The sequence below is a fragment of the Amycolatopsis orientalis DSM 40040 = KCTC 9412 genome (assembly GCF_000478275.1).
In the GTDB taxonomy this organism is placed as follows: Bacteria; Actinomycetota; Actinomycetes; order Mycobacteriales; family Pseudonocardiaceae; genus Amycolatopsis; species Amycolatopsis orientalis.
The window spans coordinates 93,917-117,792 of record NZ_ASJB01000062.1 but is presented as its reverse complement, the minus strand read 5'-3'; the positions used below and the strand labels follow the sequence as shown (position 1 = coordinate 117,792).

The 23,876-nt window shown below is 70.5% G+C and carries 7 protein-coding genes; all 7 read right to left on the bottom strand.

What is annotated here, in order from left to right:
- Positions 1–8: 8 nt before the first annotated feature.
- Positions 9–1,484 carry a tryptophan 7-halogenase gene (locus tag L324_RS20940; protein WP_037311046.1) on the bottom strand — a complete coding sequence of 492 codons (1,476 nt, stop codon included), beginning with the start codon at positions 1,482–1,484 and terminating at the stop codon, positions 9–11.
- A gap of 44 nt (positions 1,485–1,528) precedes the next feature.
- Positions 1,529–2,749 (bottom strand): cytochrome P450, encoded by a 1,221-nt coding sequence (locus L324_RS20935; RefSeq protein ID WP_037311043.1) that lies wholly within the window; start codon positions 2,747–2,749, stop codon positions 1,529–1,531.
- A gap of 128 nt (positions 2,750–2,877) precedes the next feature.
- Positions 2,878–4,074, bottom strand: coding sequence for a cytochrome P450 (locus L324_RS20930; protein WP_037311039.1), 1,197 nt, complete (start codon positions 4,072–4,074; stop codon positions 2,878–2,880).
- A gap of 403 nt (positions 4,075–4,477) precedes the next feature.
- Positions 4,478–5,653, bottom strand: a complete 1,176-nt coding sequence (locus L324_RS20925; RefSeq protein WP_037311035.1) for a cytochrome P450 — start codon at positions 5,651–5,653, stop codon at positions 4,478–4,480.
- 137 nt (positions 5,654–5,790) lie between these two features.
- Complete coding sequence (locus tag L324_RS20920; protein WP_037311030.1) at positions 5,791–6,000, bottom strand: MbtH family protein; 210 nt, start codon at positions 5,998–6,000, stop codon at positions 5,791–5,793.
- Positions 5,997–11,588, bottom strand: a complete 5,592-nt coding sequence (locus L324_RS20915) for a non-ribosomal peptide synthetase (protein ID WP_037311026.1) — start codon at positions 11,586–11,588, stop codon at positions 5,997–5,999. The genes L324_RS20920 and L324_RS20915 overlap by 4 nt, the downstream gene beginning before the upstream one ends.
- A gap of 34 nt (positions 11,589–11,622) precedes the next feature.
- Complete coding sequence (locus L324_RS20910; protein WP_037311022.1) at positions 11,623–23,799, bottom strand: non-ribosomal peptide synthetase; 12,177 nt, start codon at positions 23,797–23,799, stop codon at positions 11,623–11,625.
- Positions 23,800–23,876: the final 77 nt, after the last annotated feature.

Here is a 23,876-nt window from a genome sequence, read left to right as displayed (position 1 = left end):
CCGAAGGTTCAGGCCGGGTGGTGCGGCAGCCACTTCATGCCGTCGGGCGAAGTCACCAGTCCGCCGGGGAACAGCGGCAGCTCGGGTTCGGCGTCCTCGCCGAGCAGCGCCTTCATCTGGACCTGGCCCGCCTCCTGCATCGCCTGCTTGACGACCGTCGACTTGAACATCGGCACCATGTTGTCCCCGTCGCCACCGGCCATCTCGTCCACCGCGGCGGCGAATTCGGCACTGCGCGCGGCGATCCGGTCGGCGGCCGTCAGCGCGGTCTCCCCCGAGGACACCCCGCCGATCAGTTCGACGAACGACTCGATGTCGGTGCTCTGGTTCTGGGTGACCTTCTTGGCCTGCCAGAAGTACGACTCCTCGTTGACGTTCATCTGATAGAAGGAAACGAGGAATTCGTAGAAGACGCCGTATTCCCGGCGATACCGCGCTTCGAACTCGTTCAGCGCGGTCTTCTCGTCGAGATCGCCGGCGAGGACGCTGTTGATCGACCGGGCCGCGAGCAGCGCGCTGTAGGTCGCCAGGTGCACCCCGGAGGAGAACACCGGGTCCACGAAGCACGCGGCGTCGCCGACCAGGACCATGCCCGGCCGCCAGTAGGTCTCCTGCTGGTACGAATAGTCCTTGCGGACACGCAGTTCCCCGTACTTGCCGGTCGTCACCCTGGTCGCGTTCGAGAGGTATTCCGAGATCAGCGGGCATTCGGCGATCAAGGCGTTGAGGGCCTTCTCGCGGTCACCCTGGATCTTGTCGGCGTCCTCCCGGCGCACCACCGCGCCGACACTGGTGAGCGTGTCGCTCAACGGGATGTACCAGAACCAGCCGTTGTCGAAGGCCACGCTCAGGATGTTCCCCGACACCGGCTCCGGCAGCCGCTTGCCGCCCTCGAAGTAGCCGAACAACGCGAGGCTGCGGAAGAACTCCGAGTAGTTCCGTGAACCGCCGACCTTGGAATAGAGGCGGCTCTTGTTGCCCGACGCGTCGATCACGAAACGCGCCGACACCTCACGCTCGTTGCCGTCGGGGTCGGTGTACTTCGCGCCGGTGACCCGCTCACCGTCTTCCACCACATCGTGGACAGAGCAGCCTTCCCGCACGACGACGCCCTTGCTTTTGGCGTTGTTCAGCAGGATCTCGTCGAACCGCGCCCGCTCGACCTGGTAGGCGTGCGACGTCGAGCCGGCCATCTTGGCGGAGATGCCGAAGTGGAATGTCCACGGCTCCGGCCGGGCACCCCAGCGGAACGTGCCGCCCCGCTTGATCGGGAACCCCGCCCCCGCCAGCTCGTCGGCGACGCCGAGCATCCGGCACACGCCGTGCACCGTGGCGGGCAGCAGCGATTCACCGATCTGGTACCGGGGAAAGACCTCCTTCTCCAGCAACAGCACCCGATGGCCCTGCATCGCGACCAGTGTGGCCACGGTCGAACCACCCGGCCCGCCACCGGCAACCACCACATCGAAATCTTCGACCGACATTTCCCACCATTCCTCTGTCGTGTGTCATTTCGCCGGGCCTGCGGTCACCAGGTGACCGGTACCTGATCAGGGCAATCTACGAACGCGCTGCGGTACTTCACTTCTTCGATGGGCACTGCCAGCCGCAGTCCCGGGAATCGCCGCCACAAAGTCTGATAAGCCATGCGCAGCATGGATCTGGCCAAGGCCGCGCCGACGCAGTAATGGATGCCGTGCCCGAATCCGACGTCCGACACCGCGGCGCGATTCGCGTCGAGGACGTCGGGATCCGGGGTCAGCGCCTCATCCCGGTTGGCCATGAGAATCGAGCACAGGACGTAGTCCCCCGCCTTGATCAGCTGCCCGTCGATGACCACGTCCTTGATGGCGAGACGCGGATTCGGCGCCTGCACCGGGGACAGATACCGGACGAGTTCGTTGACGACGCGTTCGGCCTTTTCGGGGGACTCGAAAAGCAACTCGATCTGTCCGGGATTGTCCAGGAGGGCGAGGACACCGAAACCGATCATCCCGGCGACGGTTTCGACACCGCCGAGGATCAGCGCCGTGCAGAGGCCCTTCAGTTCCTCGTCCGTGACGTTGTCGCCGTGGTCCCGCACGATCATGCCGAGGAGACCGTCGTCGGGGTCGGCGCGCTGCCTGGCGAGGAGGTTGTCCAAATACCGGTTGAACGCCGCGCTGTCGGCGGCCCGTGCCTTGAGTCCCCGGCTCAGGTCGGCGTTCCGCCTGATCCGCCGGACGAACTCACGCTGGTCGTCGCGCGGGATGCCGAGCAGTTCGCACAGGGCGTGCGCGCCGACCGGATCGGCGAACAGGCCCTGGAGGTCCGCGGACGGCCCCTCGGCCTCCAGCAGATCGAGGCGATCATCGATGAGACTTTGGATCGCGGGCTCCATCCGGCGGATCCGGCGGACCGTGAACTCCGGCGTGAGCATTTTCCGCAAACGGGTGTGCTCGGGTGGGTCATAAGTGGAGATCTGCCCGACGAACTGGGCCTCCACATGGGCGCCGGATTTCGACTGGGTGAATTGCGGCCGCGTCGTGAAATGTTCGTGATCACCCAATATCCTGCGCACGACCTCGTAACCGTGGGCCTGCCAGACGAAGTCCCTGCCCAGCTGGGTGGACGATTCGCCGACTATCCGCACCAAAGGGCCGTGCGCCCTGAGCCCGAAATTGTCCTCGTGCGGATCGCAGTTCGTCCTCAGCTGAAAGTTCGCCGGCTCCCGCAGGAGCGGCGCGACCTGATCGATATCGTGCCCCATCCGACTGGAAGCTCCTTGGTTGACCGGGAAAGTGCCGTTCGGCTTTATCGACCCGAACACGCCGACGTCCCAATTTCACCGGTAATCAGGCGGCACGTCCAGCGACCTCGCGTGGACGGAGCCGTCGATCACCAGGCGACCATCAGCTCGGTCAATCCGTACGCGGGAGTGGTCAGCCGGAATTCGGTGTCCTGTGCGGGATCCGCGAGCCTCAGCGCCGGGAAACGCCGCCACAGCTCGGTGAAGACCGTGCGCAGTTCGAGCCGGGCCAGCGCGGCGCCGAGGCAATGGTGGACTCCGTGCCCGAAGGCGACATGCGGGATGGGCTCGCGGGTGACGTCGAGGCGGTCCACATCCGGTGCCAGCGCGGGATCACGGTTGGCCGCGGGGAGCGAGCAGATGACGCTGTCCCCCTTCTTGATCTCCTGCCCCGCGAGGGTGAGGTCCTCCCTGGCGATCCGGGGAGTCGGGCTGTACGGCACGGTCAGGTACCGGATCAGCTCGTCGACCGCCCGTTGCGCCGACTGCTCGTCGCCGCGGAAAGCGTCGATCTGCTCGGGATGGCGCAGCATCGCCAGCACACCGAGGCCGATCATGCCGGAGATGTTGTCGTCGCCCGCCAGCATCACCTGAACGCAGAAACCGCGTAGCTCCTCGTCCGTGGCGTCGTCCCCGTATTCGGCGACGACCGCGCCGATCATCCCCTCACCCGGCTCCTTGCGTTCCCTGGCGATCATCGCCAGCAGATAGCGCGAGAACTTGTCGCCGAGCGCCGCCCGGCGCTTTTGACTCAGCGAGGCGTCGAGATGCCCGTGACAGAGCTTCATGAACATGTCGCGGTCGTCCCTCGGCACCCCGACCAGCTCGCACAGCACGGCGCCGGGCACCTTGTCGGCGACGAACGCGATCAGATCCGCGGGGGATCCCGCCCGCTCCATCTCGTCGAGGCGGTCGTTCACGATCTGCTCGATGTACGGCGCCATCCGCTGCATTTTCCGCAGGGTGAAGCCGGGCGTCAGTTTCCGCCGCAGCCGCGTGTGCTCGGGCGGGTCGTAGTCCATCAGGTTGCCGACCAGTTCCCGCGGCCGGAAGATGCCCTTCCCGCCGATCTCGTCCCGCGGGTCCCAGCGGCGCCGGGTGCTGAACTGCTGGTGATCACCCATCACCTGCCGGACGACGGCGTGCGCGGTGGCCATCCAATGGGTCTCGGCGTCCGCTCCGGATCCGATGGTGACCCTCGTCAGCGCTCCGGCGGCGAGCAGTTCGTCCGCCGGATCCAAGCCCTGCCTGCGAATGTGCAGCGGGCGCGGGTCGTCCTCGCTCAACGGGAAAACTCCTTTGCTTGGGAAGGAGTCGTGAGTGGTAATGAGGGTTAGAACCGTCATTACCACTCACGACCACCGGTACCGACCTCCCGGCGCGGGTCCGGACCGGCTGACGGAAGCCGGGTCGCGGCTCCGGGTGTCCACAAGAGACACTTTTCGGGAGATAAGCGTCCGATTTGAGCAGTTTGCATGGTTTCGCGAGGTGGTCGTGAGTGGCAAAGAGCGTTAGAACGCTCTTTGCCACTCACGACCCCGTTCAGGACCGTCATGGGACGCGCCCCGCCTCAGCGGACAGTCCCTTGCCTGCTGCCAGGTAGTGAAGGGCCCCTTCCCTACCCTCAAGGTAGGTAAGGAGGCCTTCACGGCGTGGTGACGCCTACACGGCCGCCACCGACCACCGGCGTCACCAGTCGAGCAGCAGGGCTTCCACGTCGAACGGCGGCGGGCCCAGTTTGATCTCGCGATCCGGTTCGGCCAGCCTGAGCGTGGGAAACCGGTGCGCCAGCGCCGGAATCGCCGTCCGGAACACCATTTCCGCCAGCGGACGGCCGAGGCAGTGATGGATACCGTGCCCGAACGTGACATGCGAGGGCTTTTCCCGGGTGATGTCGAACCGGTCCTCCGGGTCGGGGAACCTGTGCCGGTTCGAAGCCAGCAGGGAACAGGTGACGGCATCGCCCTTCTTGACGAGCTGGTCACCGATCCGCACGTCCTCCAGCGCGATGCGCGGAGTGGTCTTCTCGTCGCTGGTGAGGTAGCGGGCCACCTCGTTCAGCCAATCCGGGACGCTGTCCGGGTCGTCGCGCAGCACGGCGAACTGCTCGGGGTGCTCGACCATCAGCCACGCACCCGCCGAGAGGAACCGCGCCACCTGATCCCCGCTGGCGCCCATCACGAACGCGGCGACGCCCAGCAGTTCCGCGTCGGTGATGTCGTCGCCGTGTTCGCGCACCACGGCACCGAACATGTCGTCACCGGGATCGCGACGCGTTTTGGCCGCGACCTGGCCCATGTACGTCCAGTACTTGTTCCCCGCCGCCACCCGCCGTTTGCCCGACCGTTCGGACCGGCTGGCGTGCAGGACGCGCGACAGCTCCGCCTGATCGTCACGGGGAATGCCGAGGAAGTCGCAGATCACCGTCGTCGCGATGGGCCACGCGAACCGGGGCACGAAATCCACCGGCCCGCCGGTGGCCTCGATGTCGTCCAGGGTGGCCTTGACGACCGCCTCGATCCGCGGCCGGAAATCCCGCATCCGCCGGACGGTGAACGCGGAGGCCACCATCCGGCGCAGGCGCGTGTGCTCCGGCGGGTCGTACTGGTTGAGGAACCCGGGCCAGATGCGGCCCGCCGCCGTCCCGCCGAACAGCAGCTTGGCGCTGAACTTGTCCGAGCCGAGCACCTGGCGGGTCTCCTCGTACCCGGTGGCGAGCCACCCGGTACGCCCGCCCGGGGACTCTTCCGACTCCATCACGGACATGCGGCCTTCGGCCATCAGCGCACGCAGCTCCGGTCCCGGGTCGAACCGCTCTCTCCGGTGGATTTCCGTTCCCCGGAGGGCGTTCTTCTCCTCGAACACTGCACAAGGTCCTTTCGCAGGGGTGGTCCGTGAATGGCTCCTTGAGGGACTCTGGTTCCCTCAAGGAGGCCTTCACGGCCCAACTACGCCACCGCACCGTCCAACCGTCCGCGTTGAGCGGCTGGACACCCGTTCGCTCAGGCGCCCGCTTCCTGGATGAGGCTCTTCGGCCGGAGGTCCGTCCAGTTCTCCTCGACATAGGCGAGGCATTCCTGGCGGGTGGTCTCGCCGAGCACCCGGGTCCAGCCCGACGGCACCTCGGCGAAGGACGGCCACAGGGAGTGCTGCCCCTCGTCGTTGACCAGAACGAAAAAGGAACCGTCTTCGTTGTCGAAGGGGTTGGTCATCGTTGTGTCCTTTCACCTTCCGGCCGCTGCCGGAGTTTCTCGGCGACGATGGATCCAATCTGGCCCAGCGCCGCGGTTTGCACCATGTCGTAGTGGTTGGACGGGATGTCGTGGGCCTCGATGGTCCCGGTGGTGAACTCCTTCCAGCTGGCTTTCGCCACCGAGACGGGAAGATGTTCGGGACGGTCCACAGTGGCCACGAAGAGCAGGATGTCGCCGGCGAAGGGCGAGGAAACGTGCCGTGGCCCGATGTCCCAGAGGTTCCGCATGACGGCTTCGAGGCGCGCCCGGGCGGCCTCGCTCTTCACCAGTTGACCCGCGAGGTCCAGATCCGCCTGGTTCCGCTTCGACAGGGCCGCTTCTTCGCTCGCGGCGCCGGTCGTCTTGCGTCCCATGTAGACGGGATAGGCGTCGAGCAGCGCCAGCAGGCCGACCTTCTCCCCTTCCTGCTCCAGCAGCCTGGCCATCGCCTGCGCGATCCGGCCGCCGAGGGACCAGCCGAGGAGGTGGTACGGCCCGGACGGCTGCACGGCGCGGATCTGCGCGAGGTAGTCGGCCGCCATCTCCTCGACGCTGCCCGGCAGGGGTTCCGTCCTGGCCAGGCCGCGTGCCTGCACGCCGTAGACCGGCTGGTTCGCCGGGAGATACCGCAGCAACGGTTCGTAGTTCCAGCTCAGGCCACCGCTCGCGTGGACACAGAACAGCGGCGGGCGGTCGCCGCCGACGCGGAGCGGCAACAGGATTTCGAAGTCACCCGTCTTCACCGCGGTGCTCGCCCGCCGCCGCTCCCCCACGACGACCAAGGTCTTCGCGGGGGTCTTGCGGGCGAGCAGGCCCGTCGGCAGCATCCGGTGCCCTTCCTCGCCGAACGGACAGGGCACGGTCGGCAGGCCGGCCGGTGCCGTGTCCACCGCCGGACCGGTGACGTAGAGATCGCCGACGGCGCCTGGCGCGACGGGGCGCATCAGCTCGTCCAGTACCAGCGCGCCGACCGGGTCGTCCCCGGCCAGCTCGGCGACCACCGCGGGGACGGCACCCGCCCACCGCGCCGGGGCGATCGGCGGACGGCCGCGTTCGAAGTCGTCCAGGAAGAGGTCCAGCTCGCTGACCCGCCGCCGGGGATCCTCCGCCACCTGTTCGAGGACGCGGACCAGCCGCCGGGCGACCGATTCGGCCGTGGCCTGATCGAACAGATCGGTGGCGTAGCGCAGCGCGCCTTCCAGGCCGCCCGCTTCGTCGTCGTCATCGAAGTGCTCGGTGAGCTTGACCGCGAGATCCAGCTCCATCGCGTCGGTCCCGGCGGGTTCGACACCGGTGCGCAGCGCGGGCAATTCCGCCGTGGACCAGCCGTCGATGTCCTCCTCGTCCACCTCCAGTCCCACCTGGAACACCGGGTGGCGGGAGAGCGAGGCAGGCAGATCCAGCAGCTCGACGATCCGTTCGAAGGGCACGTCCAGGTGCTGGTTCGTGGCCTGGACGGCCTCCTGCACCCGGGTGACGACCTCCAGGAAGGTCGGATCGCCCGAGACGTCCGTCCGCAGGGCGAGCGGCCGGGTGAACGGGCCGACCATCGGTTCGAGGTCGAAGAGTTCCTCGTCCCGCGGCAGCGTCGTGCCGATCACCACGTCGTCGCCCGACCCGGATCTGGTCAGCAGCATGGCGAGCGCGGCGTGCACCAGCTGGAGCGTCTCCGCGCCCGCCGACTCCGCCGTCTCCGCCAGCCGGGCGTGCGGGCCGGCGTCCAGCCGCAGCGCCACCGAACCCGCCCTCCGCGACGGGACCGCGGGCCGCGGGCGGTCGAACGGGAGCACCGTCTCCCCGTCGATGCCCGCCAGGTTGTCCCGCCAGAAGGCGACCTGCTCGTTGACCAGGCTGCCCGGCTCGTCCTCGTCCTCGAGCAGACGCCGCTCCCAGAGCGAGTAGTCGGCGAACTGCAGGGCCAGGGGCGCCCGCTGCGGGACCCGGCCCTCGCGCCGCGCCCCGTAGGCGGCCGCCAGGTCGCGGAAGAACACGTCCAGCGAGTCGTCGTCGGCGAGGATCCGGTGCACCCGCAGGTGAAGCACGTGCTCCTTCTCCGAGAGCGCGAAAAGGTCACACCGCCACGGCACCTCCCGAGTGAGGTCGAAGACCGACTCACGCAGCTCCGCGAGCAAGCCGGGGAGGTCGTCCTCGGTGGCCGCGACCGGGGTCAGCTCGACCGCCAGGGTGTCGTGGACGTGCTGGTGGACGCTCTGCGCGTCGCCGGGGAAGGTCGTGCGGAGAAGCTCGTGCCGGGCCGCGACGTCGCCGAGCGCGGCCGTCAGCGCGGGCACGTCGAGCCTGCCGTGCAGGCGCAGCGCGACCGACGTGGTCAGGCTCGCCGTCTCCCCGCCCGGATCGGCCAGCAGCCAGGCGCGCAGCTGGCGGGCGGTGAGCGGTACCCGCTCCGGTCGCTGGGCGACTTCCAGGACGGGGCGGGACTTCGCGGCGAGCGCCCTGGCCAGCCCCGCGGGCGTCGGCGAGGAGAACAACTGCCGGATGGGCAGGTCTTCGCCGAGTTCCTCCCGGATCCGCGCGACGAGCCGCATGGCCAGCGCCGAACTGCCGCCGAGGTCCTGGAAGGCGTCGTCGACGCCCACCTGGTCGACGCTGAGGATCTCGGCGAACAGCGCGCACAGCACCTTTTCGGTCTCGTTCTCCGGCGCCTTCTCCGACGAGCCTCCGGCGAGATCCGGGGCGGGCAGGGCCCGGCGATCCACCTTCCCGTTGGGGGTGACGGGCAGGCCGGGCAGCGCGACGACCGCGATCGGGACCATGTAGTCGGGCAGCACCTTGGCCATCTGCCGCCGGATCTCCTCCGGTCCCGCGTCGCCGCCGTCCGAAACGAAATAGCCGACCAGTCGCTTTTCGCCGGGCTGGTCTTCCCGTGCCAGCAGGACGGCCTCGACGACTCCCGGCTGGGCGGCCAGCACGGCCTCCACCTCGCCGAGTTCGACCCGGTAACCGCGGATCTTCACCTGGTCGTCCGCACGGCCGAGGAACACGACTTCGCCGTCACGGGTCCAGCGCGCCAGGTCGCCGGTGCGGTACATGCGTTCCCCGGCGGCGAACGGGCAAGCCACGAAGCGGCCGGCAGTCAGGCCCGGCGCGTTCAGGTACCCCCGGGCCAGGCCCGTGCCCGCGATGTACAGCTCGCCCGCCACACCCGGCGCGACCGGGCGCAGGAAGGCGTCGAGGATGTAGATCCGGCGGTTGGTCATCGGATGCCCGATCGGCAGCTCCCGGTCGAGTACGTCTCCGGGTTCGATCGGCAGCCACGTCGCGCACAGGGTGGTCTCGGTCGGACCGTAGGTGTTGCGCACCCGCAAACCGGGCTGGGCCCGCCGCAGGTTCTCCACCGACTGCAGGGGGACGATGTCGCCGCCGGTACCGATCTCGACCAGGCCGTCGAAGCATTCCGGCGACGTCTCCGCCAGCGCGCGGAAGGTACCGGCGGTGAGGTGGACGTAGGTCGCGCCGCGGCGCACGGCCTGCCGGACCCCGGCCGCGTCCAGCACTCCCGGTTCGGTGAGCAGGACTCGCGCCCCGGAGACGAGCGGCACCCACATCGCGTAGAGCGACGGGTCGAAGACGTGCGTCGCGTGCATCAGCACGCCGTCGCCCGCGCCGATCTGCCAGCCCTCGTCGCCCGCCAGCCCGGCGACTGCACCGTGCGGGATTCCCACGCCCTTCGGGAGACCGGTGGATCCGGAGGTGTACATGACATACGCGAGGTCGTCCGCGGACAGCCGGATCTCCGGCGCGGCACAGACGTCGACGGCCGCGCGCGTTTCCGGCGCGTCGAGCACGATCGCGTTTAGCCCGCTAAACGCGACCGCGCGGGTGGCTTCGGTGCACAGGACGGTCGAGACGCCGGAGTCCTCGAGGATGAACGAGATCCGCTCGGCCGGGTACTCGACGTCCACCGGAACGTAGGCGGCGCCCGCCTTCCAGATCGCCAGGAACGCGATGATCAGCTCCGGTGACCTCTCCATGGCCACGCCGACGCGGTCACCGCGGCCGACGCCCCGACCGGCGAGGTGGCCCGCCAGCCGATCCGACGCCTGGTCGATCTCGGCGTAGGTCAGGTTCGCACCGTGGGCATCGACGATCGCCACCGCCTCCGGCGCCGCGGCCACCCGACGGGCGAACAAGGCGGGGACGGACTCCCCCGGCACCGGACCCGCGGTCGCATTGAAGTCGTTCAGCACCAAGGCGCGCTCGGCCTCGCTCACTGTCGGCAGACGGCCGATGAGGACGTCGGGCTCGGCGACCAGCCGCTCCAGCACGCGCGCCATCGCGCCGACGACCGATTCGGCGGCCGTCCGGTCGAACAGGCCGTGGTCGTAGTCGAGGATGAGCGGCATCCGTTCGCCCGGACCGGTCACCAGGGTGAACGGATAGTGCGAGGAGTTGCTCCCCCGTTTCACCGGGCGCAGGTTCAGGCCGCCGTCCGACGGCCGGTCGAGTCCCGTGCGGGGGAAGTTCTCGTAGATGACGAGCGTGTCGAAGACCGCTCCGGGTCCGGCGACGGTCCGCACGTCCTGGAGGCCGAGATACTGGTGCGCCATGAGCGCCGCCTGGTCGCGCTGCAGGTCGGCGAACAGCTCGACGGCCCGCCGCGCGCCGTCGAGCCGGACCCGCACCGGCAGGGTGTTGAGCAGCTGGCCGACCATCGACTCCACGCCGGGCAGATCGGCGGGCCGCCCCGAGGCGGTCGCGCCGAACACCACGTCGGTGCGGCCGGCGAGCTGCGACAGCACGACGGCCCACGCGCCCTGCACGACGGTGTTCAGGGTGAGCCCGTTGCCGCGCGCCAGCCGGGCGAGGCCGTCCGTCAGCTCCGCGGACAGCTCGACGACTTCGGTGTGGATGTCCGGTATCCGGGTGGGATCGGCGGGGACGACCGTGGTGGGGGTCTCCAGCCCGGCGAACTCGGCCCGCCAGGCCGCCCGGGCCGCTTCCTTGTCCTGCCGCCCCAGCCAGGCGAGGTAGTCCCGATAGGACACGGTGGGCGGGAGCCCGGAGGCGTCACCGCCCGCGGCGTAGATCTCGGCGAGTTCCCGGTGCAGGATCGGCATCGACCAGCCGTCCACGAGGACGTGGTGCAGCGTGTGCACGAGCCGGTGGCTTTCCGGGCCGAGCCGGATCAGGTGCAGTTTCATCAGTGGCGCCGACTCGATGCTCAGCCGTTCGGCCACCTCGTCCGCGGCCAGGCGGTCCACCGCGCTCTCGACGCCATCGGCACCGTCGCCGGGCAGCCCGGAAAGATCCGTTTCGCGCCAAGGAATTTCGGCGTTCCGCGCGATCACCTGCACCATCTGGGCGCCGCTGACGTAGCGGAAACAGGCCCGCAGCGCGGCATGCCGGTCCACGAGCGCCTGCCACGACCTCTTCAGCAGCCCCGCGTCGAGCGGGCCGTCGATCCCGTAGACGGTCTGGACCGTGTAGGTGTCCGGTCCCTCCTTGTCCAGGACGGTGTGGAAGAGCATCCCTTCTTGCAGCGGGGAAAGCGGCCAGACGTCTTCCACGCTGGAGCGAGGCTTCGCACGAGTGTCGTCAACGGTCACGATCTGCTCCTTAGTGGTCACGCGCGTCGACGGGTCAGTCACCGGCCAGTCCGGCCACGAGCTGGTCCATCTGGTCAGAGGAAAGTTCCACGAGCGTGCCCGCGGCGGGCTCCGGCGCCGCGGTTTCCGCGCCCTCGGCCGGGAGGTCCTTGACGAGGACCGCCAGCCGTTCCGGTGTCTTCTCTTCGAACACCTGCCACGGCGTCAGTTCCAGTCCCGTCCGGCGGGCCCTGGCCGACAACTGCATCGAGGTGATCGAGTCGCCGCCGAGTTCGAAGAAGCTGTCGTCGGGAGCCACCTGCTGGAGCCCCAGCACTTCCGCGAACAGCTCGCACAGCCGCGCCTCCATGGCCGTGCGCGGGTCTCGTTTCGAGGACATCCCGGCGAAGTCGGGGGCCCGCAGCGCGCGGTGGTCGAGCTTGCCGTTCGGGGTGAGCGGCATCTGCTCCAGCGGCACGAAGGCCGCCGGCATCATGTACTCCGGCAGGCGTTCGGCCGCCAGTTCGCGCAGTGCGGACATCAGGTCTTCGCCTTCGGCGTCGGCCGATGGCACGACGTAGGCGACCAGCTGCTTGTCACCCGGCCCGTCCCGGCGGACCGAGACCACCACCTGGCCGACCCCCGGATGCTCCGCGAGCACGGCCTCGATCTCGGCGGGCTCGACCCGGTATCCGCGCACCTTGACCTGCGCGTCGACCCGGCCCGCGAAGAGCAGCTGGCCTTCCCGGGTCCAGCGGAACAGGTCGCCGGAGCGGTACATCCGCTCACCGGGCGCGAACGGGCTGGCGACGAACCGTTCCGCGGTCAGGCCGGGGCGGCCGAGGTAGCCGCGAGCCAGTCCGACACCCGTGATGTAGAGCTCGCCGACCACGCCCGGCGGCACCGGCCGCAGGAAGGTGTCGAGCACGTAGTGCCGCACGTTGTGGATCGGGCCGCCGAGCGGGACCTGTTCGTGGCCCGGGGACAACGGGGCACTCATCGTCGAGCAGATGGTGGTCTCGGTCGGCCCGTAGGCCTGGATCACCCGGCGGCCCGGCGACCAGCGGTCCACCAGCGCGGGCGGCAGGGCCTCGCCGCCCGTCAGGACGGTCCGCAGGGTGTCCGGCAGGTCGTCCTCGCTCGCCAGCACACTCGGCGACACGGTCAGGTGGGTGATGTCCGCCCGGCGGATCGTTTCGCCCAGCGTCATCCGGGGCGGCATGTTCGCCGCGTCCGGCAGGACCAGGGTCGCGCCGGCCAGGAAGGACATGTAGAGCTCGGAGACGATGGCGTCGAAGCCGATCGCGGACAGCTGCAGGATCCGCGAGGACGACGTGACGGCCATCCGCTCGATATGCGCGTACCCCAGGTTGACGAGGCCGGAGTGGGTGACGAGAACACCCTTGGGCACCCCTGTCGACCCCGACGTGTAGATGACGTACGCCGCGTCTTCCGGTGCCACCGGCGGCAAATCGACGGCAGGACCGGCGGTGGGCAGCTCGTCGAGCACCAGCACCGTGCCCGCGAACTCCGCGGGGACGGCCGACCGGGTCGTCGTCGTGCACACCAGCACCCCGGGTGCCGAGTTGGCCAGCATGAATTCGACGCGTTCACGGGGATAGTCCGGGTCGACCGGCACGAACACCCCACCGGCGAACGACACCGCCATCAGGGTCACGACCAGCTCGGCCGAGCGTTCGACCAGGACACCCACGCGGTCCTCACGCCGCACGCCCGACCGGACGAGCAGGCTCGCCAGCGCCTCGACCTCGTCGAGCAGGCCGCGGTAGGACAGGCTCCGCGTCCCGTCCTGGACGGCCATCGCGTCCGGCGTGCGCTCCGCCTGCCCGCGGAACACCACCGGCAGCGTGTCCGCGGTGAGCGGCGCGTCGGTCCGGTTCCACTCGTCCACCACCAGACGACGCTGCTCCGGGCCGATCAAGCCGATCCGGCCCACCGGCGTCCGCGGCTCGGCGAGCACCTGGTCGAGTGCGCGCAGGAGCGTCGCGAGCATCTCCCCGGCCCCGGTCCGGTCGACCACGTCCGGCCGGTAGATGAACTCACCGCGGACGGCGCCGCCCGCGACGGACGCGCGCAGGGACAACGGATAGTGCCCGGTGTCGTTGGGAATCCCCGTGGAGCGCATGACGAGCGTGTCGGGGCCGCCGGACCTGGGCGGCGAGTACGGATAGTTCTCGAACACCACGATCGTGTCGAACGCCGCCCCCGGACCGGCGAGCTGTTTGATCTCGGACAGCCCGATGTGCTGGTGCGACATCATCGTGACCTGCCGTTCCTGCAGGTCCTTCAGCATGTCGACGACCGGTTCGGCGCCGGTGAGGCGGGCCCGGACCGGCACCATGTTCATGAACAGGCCGACCGCGGACTCGACGCCGGGGATCTCCGGCGGGCGCCCCGCGACCGCGGCACCGAAGACCACCTCGTTCCGTCCGGCGGGCCAGGCCAGATGCAGTGCCCAGATCCCCTGGAAGAGGGTGTTCGCCGTGACGCCGTGGAGCCGGGTGAACTCCACCAGGCGCCTGCTCGTCTCGTCGTCGAGTTCGAACCCGACGCGTTCGGGCTCGACCGGCGTGATGATCGACTCCGGCGGCACGACGTGGGTCGCCTCGTCGAGACCCGCGAGTTCGTCCCGCCACGCCTCCCGGGCGGCCGTCTTGTCCTGACGGGCGATCCAGGCGAGGTAGTCGCGATACGACGTCGCCGCGGGCAGCGCCCGGACGTCACCGCCCGCTTCGTACGCCGTCAGCACCCCGTCGGCGATGATCGGCAGCGACCAGCCGTCGGCCACGATGTGGTGCGAGGTGAAGATCAGCCGGTGCCTGCGGTCGCCGAGGCGCACCAAGTGCAGGCGCAGCAACGGTCCCTGCGCCGGGTCGAAGCGTTCGGCGTGCAGTTCCGCCGCGAGCCGGTCGAATTCGGCCAGCGCCGCGTCCTCGGGAAGCCCGGAAAGGTCGGTCTCCCGCCAGGGCAACGTCACCTCGCGGGCGATCACCTGCACGGACTTGCCGGACTCCAGCTGCCGGAAACTCGCCCGCAGGGCGGGATGCCGGTCGAGCAGGGCCTGCCAGGACGCGCGGAAGCGGGCGACGTCCAGCGGACCGTCGAGGGCGAGTTTCCGCATGCTCGCGTAGACGTCCGGGCCGCGCTCGTCGGTGGCGTGGAACAGCAAGCCCTCCTGGAGCGGGGAGAGCGGCCAGATGTCGAACAGGTTCGGCACGGCGGCCTCGACCTCCGTCACCTCGCGCTGGGTCAGCGCGGTGAGCGGGAAGTCCGACGGCGTGTGCCCACCGGCGCCTTCGCGGCCGGCGTGGACGGCGAGCCCGGTCAACATGGCCAGCCACGCCTCGGCGAACGACTCGGCCCCGGCGTCGTCGAGGATCCGCCGTGCCCAGGTCACGGTCAGGCTGAACTCGGGGCCGTCCGCGCCGTCCACCACGACGGCGTCGATCTCCAGGACGTGCCGCAACGGCGTTTCCGGCTCCGCCGCGCCACCGGCGATTCCCGTGATCTGCCAAGGCTTCGCGTCACCGCCGGACCGCGACGAGAAGCGGCCGAGGTAGTTGAACCCGATCTCCGCCTTCGGCAGCGCAGCGAGCACCGGCGCCGTCTCGGCGTTGAGGTGGCGCAGCAGTCCGTAACCGAGCCCGCCGTCGGGTACGGCTCGCACGTTTTCCTTGACCTGCTTGAGTAACCGCCCGGCGGCGGCCCCGCCCGCGATCGCCTCGGCCGGGTCGGCCCCGGTCGTGTCCAGCCGGAGCGGATGGATGTCGGTGAACCAGCCGAGTGTCCGGGACGGGTCCAGCTCCCCGAGCGGCTGACGGCCGTGCCCTTCGACGTCGACCACGACGTCGGCGCCGCCGCGCCAGCTCGCCACCGCACCGGCGAGGGTGGCCAGCAGCACCTCGTGGACACCGCAGTGGAAGGCCGAGGTGACCTTCTCGGCGAGCGTGCCCGCGTGTTCCCGCGGCACGGTCCAGGACCGGCGTCCCGCGGTCGACACGGTGTCGCACATCGGATCGAGCTCGCCCAGCCGCGGCTTGGCCCCGTCGAGGATCTCCGTCCACGTCGGCAGTTCCGCGGTCCTGGTCGCCGCTTCTTCGGTCAGCGTTCGCGACCAGCGCCGGAACGAGACGTCCGGCGGGTCGAGCGACGGCCGCACGCCCGCGACCGCGGCTTCACAGGCCGTCTGCAGGTCCGGAAGCAGGGTCCGCCACGACACCACGTCGACCACGAGGTGGTGCGCGGCCACCACGAGCCGCCCGGCGCGGCCCTTGCCCGCGTCCGCCCAGACCGCGCGGACCATCACCCCGGCGAGGGGATCGAGGCGGGCCGCCGCGGCTTGCGCGATCTCACCGAGATCGCCCGCGGCGGCGTCGACCCGTTCGACCAGCGTCGCCGCGTCGACCGTTCCCCGGTCGGCCACGATCAGCCGGGGCTCCGCGCCCTCGGTCTCGACGATCCGGCTCCGCAGCAGATCGTGCGTGTCGAGCACCGCGCTCAGACCGGCCGCCAGCGCGGGCACGGAAAGGTCGCCGGGCACCTCCACGATCACCCACTGCGCCATGCCCTCACGGGTCAGCCCGCGCGGATCGCGTTCGAGCAGCGCCCGCATCACCGGCGTCAACGGGACTTCGCCGATCCCTTCGGTGTCCTCGTCCCGAATCCGTCCGCCGTGCTCGGCGACCATCGCGATCCCGGCGGGAGTCTTGTGCTCGAAGACCTGTTTCGCCCCGAAGACGAGATTCTCGCGACGAGCGCGGGCGGCCAACCGCATCGAGAGGATCGAATCCCCGCCCAGTTCGAAGAAACCGTCGTCGGCGCCGACCCGGTCCAGTCCGAGCAGCTCGGCGAACAGCCCGCACAGCACCCGCTCGGTCTCCGTGCGGGGTTCGCGACCGGCCGCTCTCGGCGTGAACTCGGGGGCGGGCAGGGCCGCGCGGTCGATCTTCCCGTTGAGTGTCAACGGGAAACCGTCCAGCACCAGCACCACCGCGGGCACCATGAACTCCGGCAACCGCGCCGCGAGCTGCGCGCGAACCTCGGCGGATTCCAGCCCCCGCCCCGATTCCGCGGTCACGTACGCGATCAGCCGCTTTTCGCCGGGCCGTTCTTCCCTGGCCACCACGACCGCCTGTGCGACGTCGGGGACCTCGGTCAGCGCCGCCTCGATCTCGCCGGGTTCGACCCGGTAGCCCCGGATCTTCACCTGGGAGTCGGCGCGCCCGCCGAAGACCAGCTCGCCATGAGCCGTCCAGCGCGCCAGGTCGCCGGTGCGGTACAGCCGCCCGCCGTCGGTGAACGGGTCGGCGATGAACCGCTCCGACGTCGCCGCGGTGTTGCCCAGGTAGCCGTGCGCCAATCCGGCACCGGCGAGGTACAGCTCGCCGGTGACCTCCGGTGCCACCGGCTGCAGGAACGCGTCGAGTACGTAGGCCCGCCGTCCGGCCAGCGGACCGCCGATCGGCAGGATGCCGCCCGTCTCCTCCCCCGGTTCGAGGACGAGCCAGGTGGCGCAGAGGGTGATCTCGGTCGGGCCGTAGAGCTGCCGGAACCGGACGTCCGGGCACGCCCGGCGCATCCGCTCGACGGAGGCGAGCGGTACCGCGTCCCCACCGGTCAGGATCTCGCGCAGGCCGCGGAAGGACTCCGGTGCTTCCTCGGCCACCGCACGGAAAGCGCCCGCCGTCAGGTGGACGGTGGTCACGCCGCGGGAGATCGCGTCGCGAAGCCGTTCCGCGTCGACCGTGCCCGGTTCCGCGACCACCACGCCGGCCCCGCTGACCAGCGGCACCCAGATCTCGACCAGCGACGCGTCGAACGCGTGCGACGCGTGCAGCAGTACGCGATCCGCAGGCCCCTGCGCCCAGCCCGGGTCGCTCGCCAGTGCCGCCACACTGCCGTGCGGCACCGCGACGCCCTTCGGCACACCTGTCGACCCGGACGTGTACATCACGTAGGCGACGTCCTGCGCTCCGATCGCGACCGGCGGCGCCTCGTGCCGCCCGCCGTCGATCGCCGGGACGTCCGCGACCACCGGCGAGACGCCGTCCGGCACCGCCTTGCGGCTCGCTTCGAGGCAGACCGCGACCGACGCGCCGGCGTCGGCCAGCATCCGCTCGATCCGTTCCCCCGGGTAGTCCACGTTCACCGGGACCTGCGCGGCACCCGCCTTCCAGACCGCGAGCAGGGCGACGATCAGATCCGCGCCGCGGTCCATCACCACGCCGACGCGATCACCACGGCGCACACCGGCGTCCGCGAGCTGCCCGGCCAGCCGATCGGATTCCCGGTCGAGGCCGGCGTAGGACAGGGTGCGTTCCCCGTCCGTGACCGCCACCGCGTCCGGCGAGGCACCGGCCTGACGCCGGAACAACTCCAGCACCGACGTCTCACTGGCCGCCTTACCCGTGGCATTCCAGCGTTCCACCACCGACGCGCGCGCCGCTTCGCTCGTCACGCCGAGGCGGCCCACCGGCAGCGACGGCCGCGCGACCACCTGGTCCAGCACCCGCACGAGCTGCCTGGCGACCTCGGCGGCCGTCGCGCCGTCGATCCGGTCCGGGCGGTAGGCCACGTTGATCCGCAACCGGTCCCCGAGGCTGACGTTCATGGTCAGCGGATAGCCGGTGCCGGTCCGGGTGGTGACGGAACTGATCGCGACCCCGCCGTCGTCGCCGAGACCGTCGGCGGTGTGCGGGTAGTTCTCGATCATCACGATGGTGTCGAAGACCGCGCCCGTCCCCGCCGCCTTCTGGATCTCCGGCAGCCCCAGGTACTGGTGTTCGGTCAACGCCGCCTGGCGCGCCTGCAGGTCCTGGAACAGCTCCAGCACCGGCCGGGCGCCGTCGAGCCGCACGCGGACCGGGACGGTGTTGATGAACATCCCCACCATCCGCTCGACGTCCGGCACCTCCGCCGGGCGTCCCGACACCACCGAGCCGAACACCACGTCCGTCCGGCCGGCCAGCCGCGCCAGGACCAGCGCCCAGGCGGCCTGCAGGATCGTGCTCGTCGTCAACCCGTTGCCCCGGGCCAGTTCGGCGAGCGCGCGCGTCGTCTCCTCGGCCACCCATTCGGCGTGATCCCCGGGCATCACCAGCGTCTTGTCGGCTTCGGCGTCCACAAGGGACGGTTCGTCCGCACCGGCGAGCTCCGCCCGCCACGCCGCTCGCGCCGCGTCTTCGTCCTGCTCGCCCAGCCAGGCCAGATAGTCCTTATAGGACGGTGCCGACGACGGGATCTCCTCACCCGCGTAGGCGATCGAGACCTCGCCCACGACGAGCGGTGTCGACCAGCCGTCCAGCACGAGGTGGTGCGACGTCAGCACGAGCCGGTGCCGGTCGGCGCCGAGCCGGATCAGCGACAGCCGCAGCAGCGGCGGTGCGGTCACGTCGAACCGCCGGGACTGGTCCTCCGCCAGCAGCCGCTCGACCTCGGCGGCCGCGGCCGCCTCGTCGAGAGACGAAAGATCCACCGTCCGCCAAGGGAGTTCGACGTCACCGGCGACGACCTGCACCGTTTCGCCGGACCCCAGCTGGTGAAAACCGGTGCGCAGCGACGCGTGCCGGGCGAGGACCCGGTCCCAGGCCGCGCGCAGCCGTTCCGCGTCGAGTGGCCCGTCGAGGTCCAGGATCCGCTGGCTCTGGTAGACGTCGACCCCGTCGGCGTCGAAGTCCCGTTCGAAGAGCATGCCTTCCTGCAGCGGCGACAGGGGCCAGATGTCCGTCAGCCCCGGGGCCGCGGCCTCCAGCTCCGTCACGTCCTGCTGAGTCAGGCCGACGAGATCGAAGTCGGACGGCGTGTGCCCGCCCGCGGCGGGATCCCCGGCGAGAGCCGCGAGAGCGGTCAGCGTCTCCAGCCAGGCTTCGCCGAGGCGCTCCACCGTGGCGGGGTCGGCGTCCCGTGCGTCGATGGCCAGCCCCAGCCGAGGTCCGGCAGGCGTGTCCTGGACCTCCGCGCTGACCTCGACGGCGTGCGCGAGGACCATGTCCGGACCCGCCCCGAGCGGGCCTTCGCCCACCGGCTCCCACGCGGTGGCCCGCGGGGCGAGGACGGTCCGGCCGAGATAGTTGAAGCCGATCCTCGCCGACGGCGACTTGGCCAGCTTCGCCCCGGTGTCGGGATTGAGGTGGCGCAACAGCCCATAGCCGGATCCGTCGCCGGGCACGGCGCGGATCTGTTCCTTCACGGTCTTCAGCAACCGTCCGGCGGCCGCGAGGTCCACATCGGACAGATCGAAGCGGACCGGGTGGACGCTGGTGAACCAGCCCACTGTGCGCAGCAGGTCCTCGCCGTCGGCGGCTTCGCGGCCATGTCCTTCCACGTCCACGAGCAACCCGGCGCCGGTACCGCGCACCCGCGCCACCGCGGCCGCGAGGCCCGCCAGGAGGACATCCTGGATCCCGCAGTGGAACGCGCCCGGCAACTGGGCAACCAGGGTGCGCACTTCGGTGCCGGACAGCCTCGTGGACCACGAGTGCGCCTGCCCGGAGTCACCCGCCGGTGCCGGGTCCGCGCCGTCCAGCAGGGCGACCCACTGGTCGAGTTCGGCCACGGTGCGCTCGCTGAGCGCCTGTTCGGTCTGCCGCAGCGCCCACTGCCGATACGACGTCACCGGGGCTTCCAGGGCAGGGGTCCCGCCGGAGACGACCGCGTCGTAGGCCGCCCGCAGATCCGGCAGGAGAATGCCCCACGAGACCGCGTCGACCGCGAGGTGGTGCGCCACGAACGCCAGCCGGCCCCGCTCGGCGTCCCCGGCGTCGACCCACACGACCCGCGCCATGATGCCCGCCGCCGGGTTCAGCGTGCCCGTCGCCGTCCTGACCTCGCGCTCGGCGATCTCGTCGAGGTCGCCCGTCCCGGCGACCCGCGTGACCAGACCGGCCGCGTCCATCGCACCGCGCTCGGGCACGATCAGCCGTCCGTCCGGCTCGACCCGCGCCCGCAGCAGATCATGTGTGTCCAGCACCGCCTGCAGGGCGCCCACCAGCGCTTCCGGGTTCATCCCCGCCGGGGTGACGACGACCCTCGCCTGGGCGAAACCGGGGCGCAGCGCGTCTTCCCCGAGCGCCCGCATCACCGGCGTCCGCGGGATCTCGCCCACGCCGGTGACGGCCTCGGCGCGGGGCGCCGTGACGGCCTCCTGGGCGAGGGCCGCGAGCCGTTCGGGTGTCCGGTGCTCGAAAACCTGCCTCGGGGTAAGGGAAATCCCTTCGCGACGTGCACGAGCGGCGACCTGCATCGAGGAGATCGAGTCGCCGCCCAGCTCGAAGAAGCTGTCCCCGACACCGACCCGGTCGAGACCGAGCACGTCGGCGAACACTCCACAAAGGACTCGTTCGGCTTCGGTGACCGGTTCCCGGCTCGCCGACTTCGACGCGAAGTCCGGTTCGGGCAGTGCCCGCCGGTCCACCTTTCCGTTGACCGTCAACGGCAATTCGTCCAGCACCAGGACGACGGCCGGGACCATGAACTCGGGCAGCGTCTCGGCGAGCAGTTCGCGCAGCCGCGCCGGATCGGCGTCCTGTCCCGCTTCGGCGACCACATACCCGATCAGGTGCTCGCCCTTGGCCAGCACCACGGCCTGGCCGACCCCCGGCAGGCCGGCGAGGACCGCCTCGATCTCGCCGGGCTCGACCCGGTAGCCGCGGATCTTCACCTGGTCGTCGGCCCGTCCGGCGAAGGCCAGCGTGCCCTGATCCGTCCAGTACGCCAGGTCCCCGGTCCGGTACATCCGCCCGGCAGGCACGAACGGATCGGCGACGAACCGCTCCGCCGTCAGCACCGGACGGCCCAGATATCCCCGCGCCACACCGGCTCCGGCGACGTACAGCTCGCCGGCCACCCCGGCGGGCACGGGCCGCAGGAACGCGTCGAGGACGTAGACCCGCCGCCCCGCGAGCGGACGGCCGATCGGCAGTACCGCGCCCGTCTCGTCACCGGGTTCGAGCAGCCACCACGTCGCGCACAGCGTGGCCTCGGTCGGGCCGTAGAGATGACGCACCCGCACGTCCGGGCACACCCGGCGGACGCGTTCCACCGCCGCGAGCGGCACCGCGTCGCCACCGGTCAGCACCTCGCGCAGCCCGGCGACGGATTCCGGCGACTCGTCGGCCAGTACCCGGAAGGCCCCCGCGGTCAGGTGGGCGGCCGTGACACCGGCGGCCACATGGGCGGCCAGCGCCGCGCCGTCCACCGCACCCGATCCGGCCAGCACCACCCTGGCGCCCGACAGCAGCGGCACCCACAGCTCGAACAGCGAGATGTCGAAGGCGTGCGAGGCATGCAGCAGCACGGCATCGCCGGGACCCACCCGCCATCCCGGTTCACCGGCCAGCGCCGCGACGTTGGCGTGCGACACGGCGACGCCCTTCGGCGTCCCCGTCGAACCAGACGTGTACATCACGTACGCGAGGTCGTCGGCACTCGTGACGGCCGACAGGCGAGCGGAGTCCGCCACCTCCCGCCGCGTACGCGGATCGTCCAGGATGACCGGGGCGAGGCCGGTGTCCAGCACGGCGTCCCGGTACCGCTCCGCGCACACCACCGCCGCGGGCGCGGAATCCGCCAGCATGAACTGCACGCGGTCCACCGGATAGGCGGGATCCACCGGCACGTAGGCCGCGCCCGCCTTCCACACCGCGAGCAGGGTCGCGATCAGCTCGGGTGAGCGGTCCAGCACCACGGCCACCCGGTCCCCGCGCCGCACTCCCCGGTCGTGCAGATATCCGGCGAGCCGCTCGGCCTGCCCGGCGAGTTCTCCGTAGGTCAGCGTCCGATCGCCGTCGACGACCGCCACCTCGTCACTCCGGCGCTTTACCTGGCTGTCGAACAGATCCAGCGCGGGCACGCCCGGCGCCGCCTGCGACGTCACGCCCCACGCGTCGACCACCAAGGCACGCTCGGCCGCGCTCGCCACCTCGACGTCGGCCACCGTGAGGTCGCCCGCACGCGTCAGCTGACGCAGCACGCCGGTGAAGCGTTCGGCGATGGCGAGCGCGGCGTCCCGGTCGAAGAACTCCGTCAGGTAGTCCAGCTTGAAGTACATCGACTCGCCGGGGACGGCGACCAGCGTCAGCGGATAGTGGGCGGCGACCCGGCCCTGATGGACCTGGATGCCGAAGGTGTCCGCGGAACCCAGTTCGCCGGAATCGTGGTGGAACTTCTCGAAGACGATCAACGTGTCGAAGACCGCGCCGGGACCGACGGCCTGCTGGATGTCCGCCAGCCCCACGTACTGGTCGGGGATGAGCGCCGACTGCCGTCGCTGCACTTCCGTCAGCAGCTCGACGACCGGCGTCGCGCCGGACAGGCGCACGCGCACGGGAACGGTGTTGAGGAACAACCCGACCATGCCTTCCACGCCGGGCAGATCCGGCGGGCGCGCCGAGACCGCCGCGCCGAACACCACGTCGGTCCGGCCCGCGAGCTGCGCCAGCACCAGCGCCCACGCGCCCTGCACCACCGTGTTCAGCGTCAGCCCGTGAGCGCGGGCGAGTTCGCCCAGCGATCGCGTGAGGTTCTCCGGCAGCCCGACCTCGACGCTCTCCGGTTCGGCGGGCGCACGGCCCGGATCGGCGGGCACCACCAGCGTCGGCTCGTCGACTCCGCGCAGGCGTTCCGCCCAGGCGGCGAGCGACTTCTCCTTGTCCTGCCTGCCCAGCCACGCGAGATAGTCGCGATAGGACGTCACTTCCGGCAGGCCCGGCGATTCGCCGTCTGCCGCGTACAGCTTCGACATCTCGTCCAGCACGATGGGCAGCGACCAGCCGTCCATGATCGTGTGGTGGCAGGTCACCACCAGGCGGTACGTGTCGTCGCCGAGACGGAGGAAAGTCAGCCGCAGCAACGGCGCCTGCGCGAGGTCGAACCTCGTCGTCCGGTCCTCTTCGGCCAGCTCCCGCACGGCCTTCTCGGGGTCGTCGAGGTGGGAAAGGTCGATCTCCCGCCACGGCAGGTCGACCTGCCGGGCGATGATCTGCACCGTCTCACCCGATTTGCGCTGCCGGAAGCAGGCCCGGAGCGGGGCGTGCCGCGCGAGCAGCGTCTCCCAGGCCGCGCGCAGCCTGGGCGCGTCCACCGGCCCGGTCAGGTCCAGGATCCAGTGTCCTATGTAGACGTCGGGCCCTTCGCCGTCGTAAACCGCGTGGAAGAGCAACCCGGCCTGCAATGGCGACAGCGGCCAGATTTCCTCAATCCGCGACTGGTTCATCGATATCTCCCTCAATCAGCGAAGGGCCTGAAGTACGTCGTCCAATTCGGGTTCGAATTCGACGATCCCGTCTCGAT

Bases quoted from the DNA above. Each gene is read 5' to 3' on its own strand.
- L324_RS20940 (WP_037311046.1), bottom strand. From the start codon at position 1,484: ATGTCGGTCGAAGATTTCGATGTGGTGGTTGCCGGTGGCGGGCCGGGT.
- L324_RS20935 (WP_037311043.1), bottom strand. From the start codon at position 2,749: ATGGGGCACGATATCGATCAGGTCGCGCCGCTCCTGCGGGAGCCGGCG.
- L324_RS20920 (WP_037311030.1), bottom strand. From the start codon at position 6,000: ATGACCAACCCCTTCGACAACGAAGACGGTTCCTTTTTCGTTCTGGTC.
- L324_RS20910 (WP_037311022.1), bottom strand. From the start codon at position 23,799: ATGAACCAGTCGCGGATTGAGGAAATCTGGCCGCTGTCGCCATTGCAG.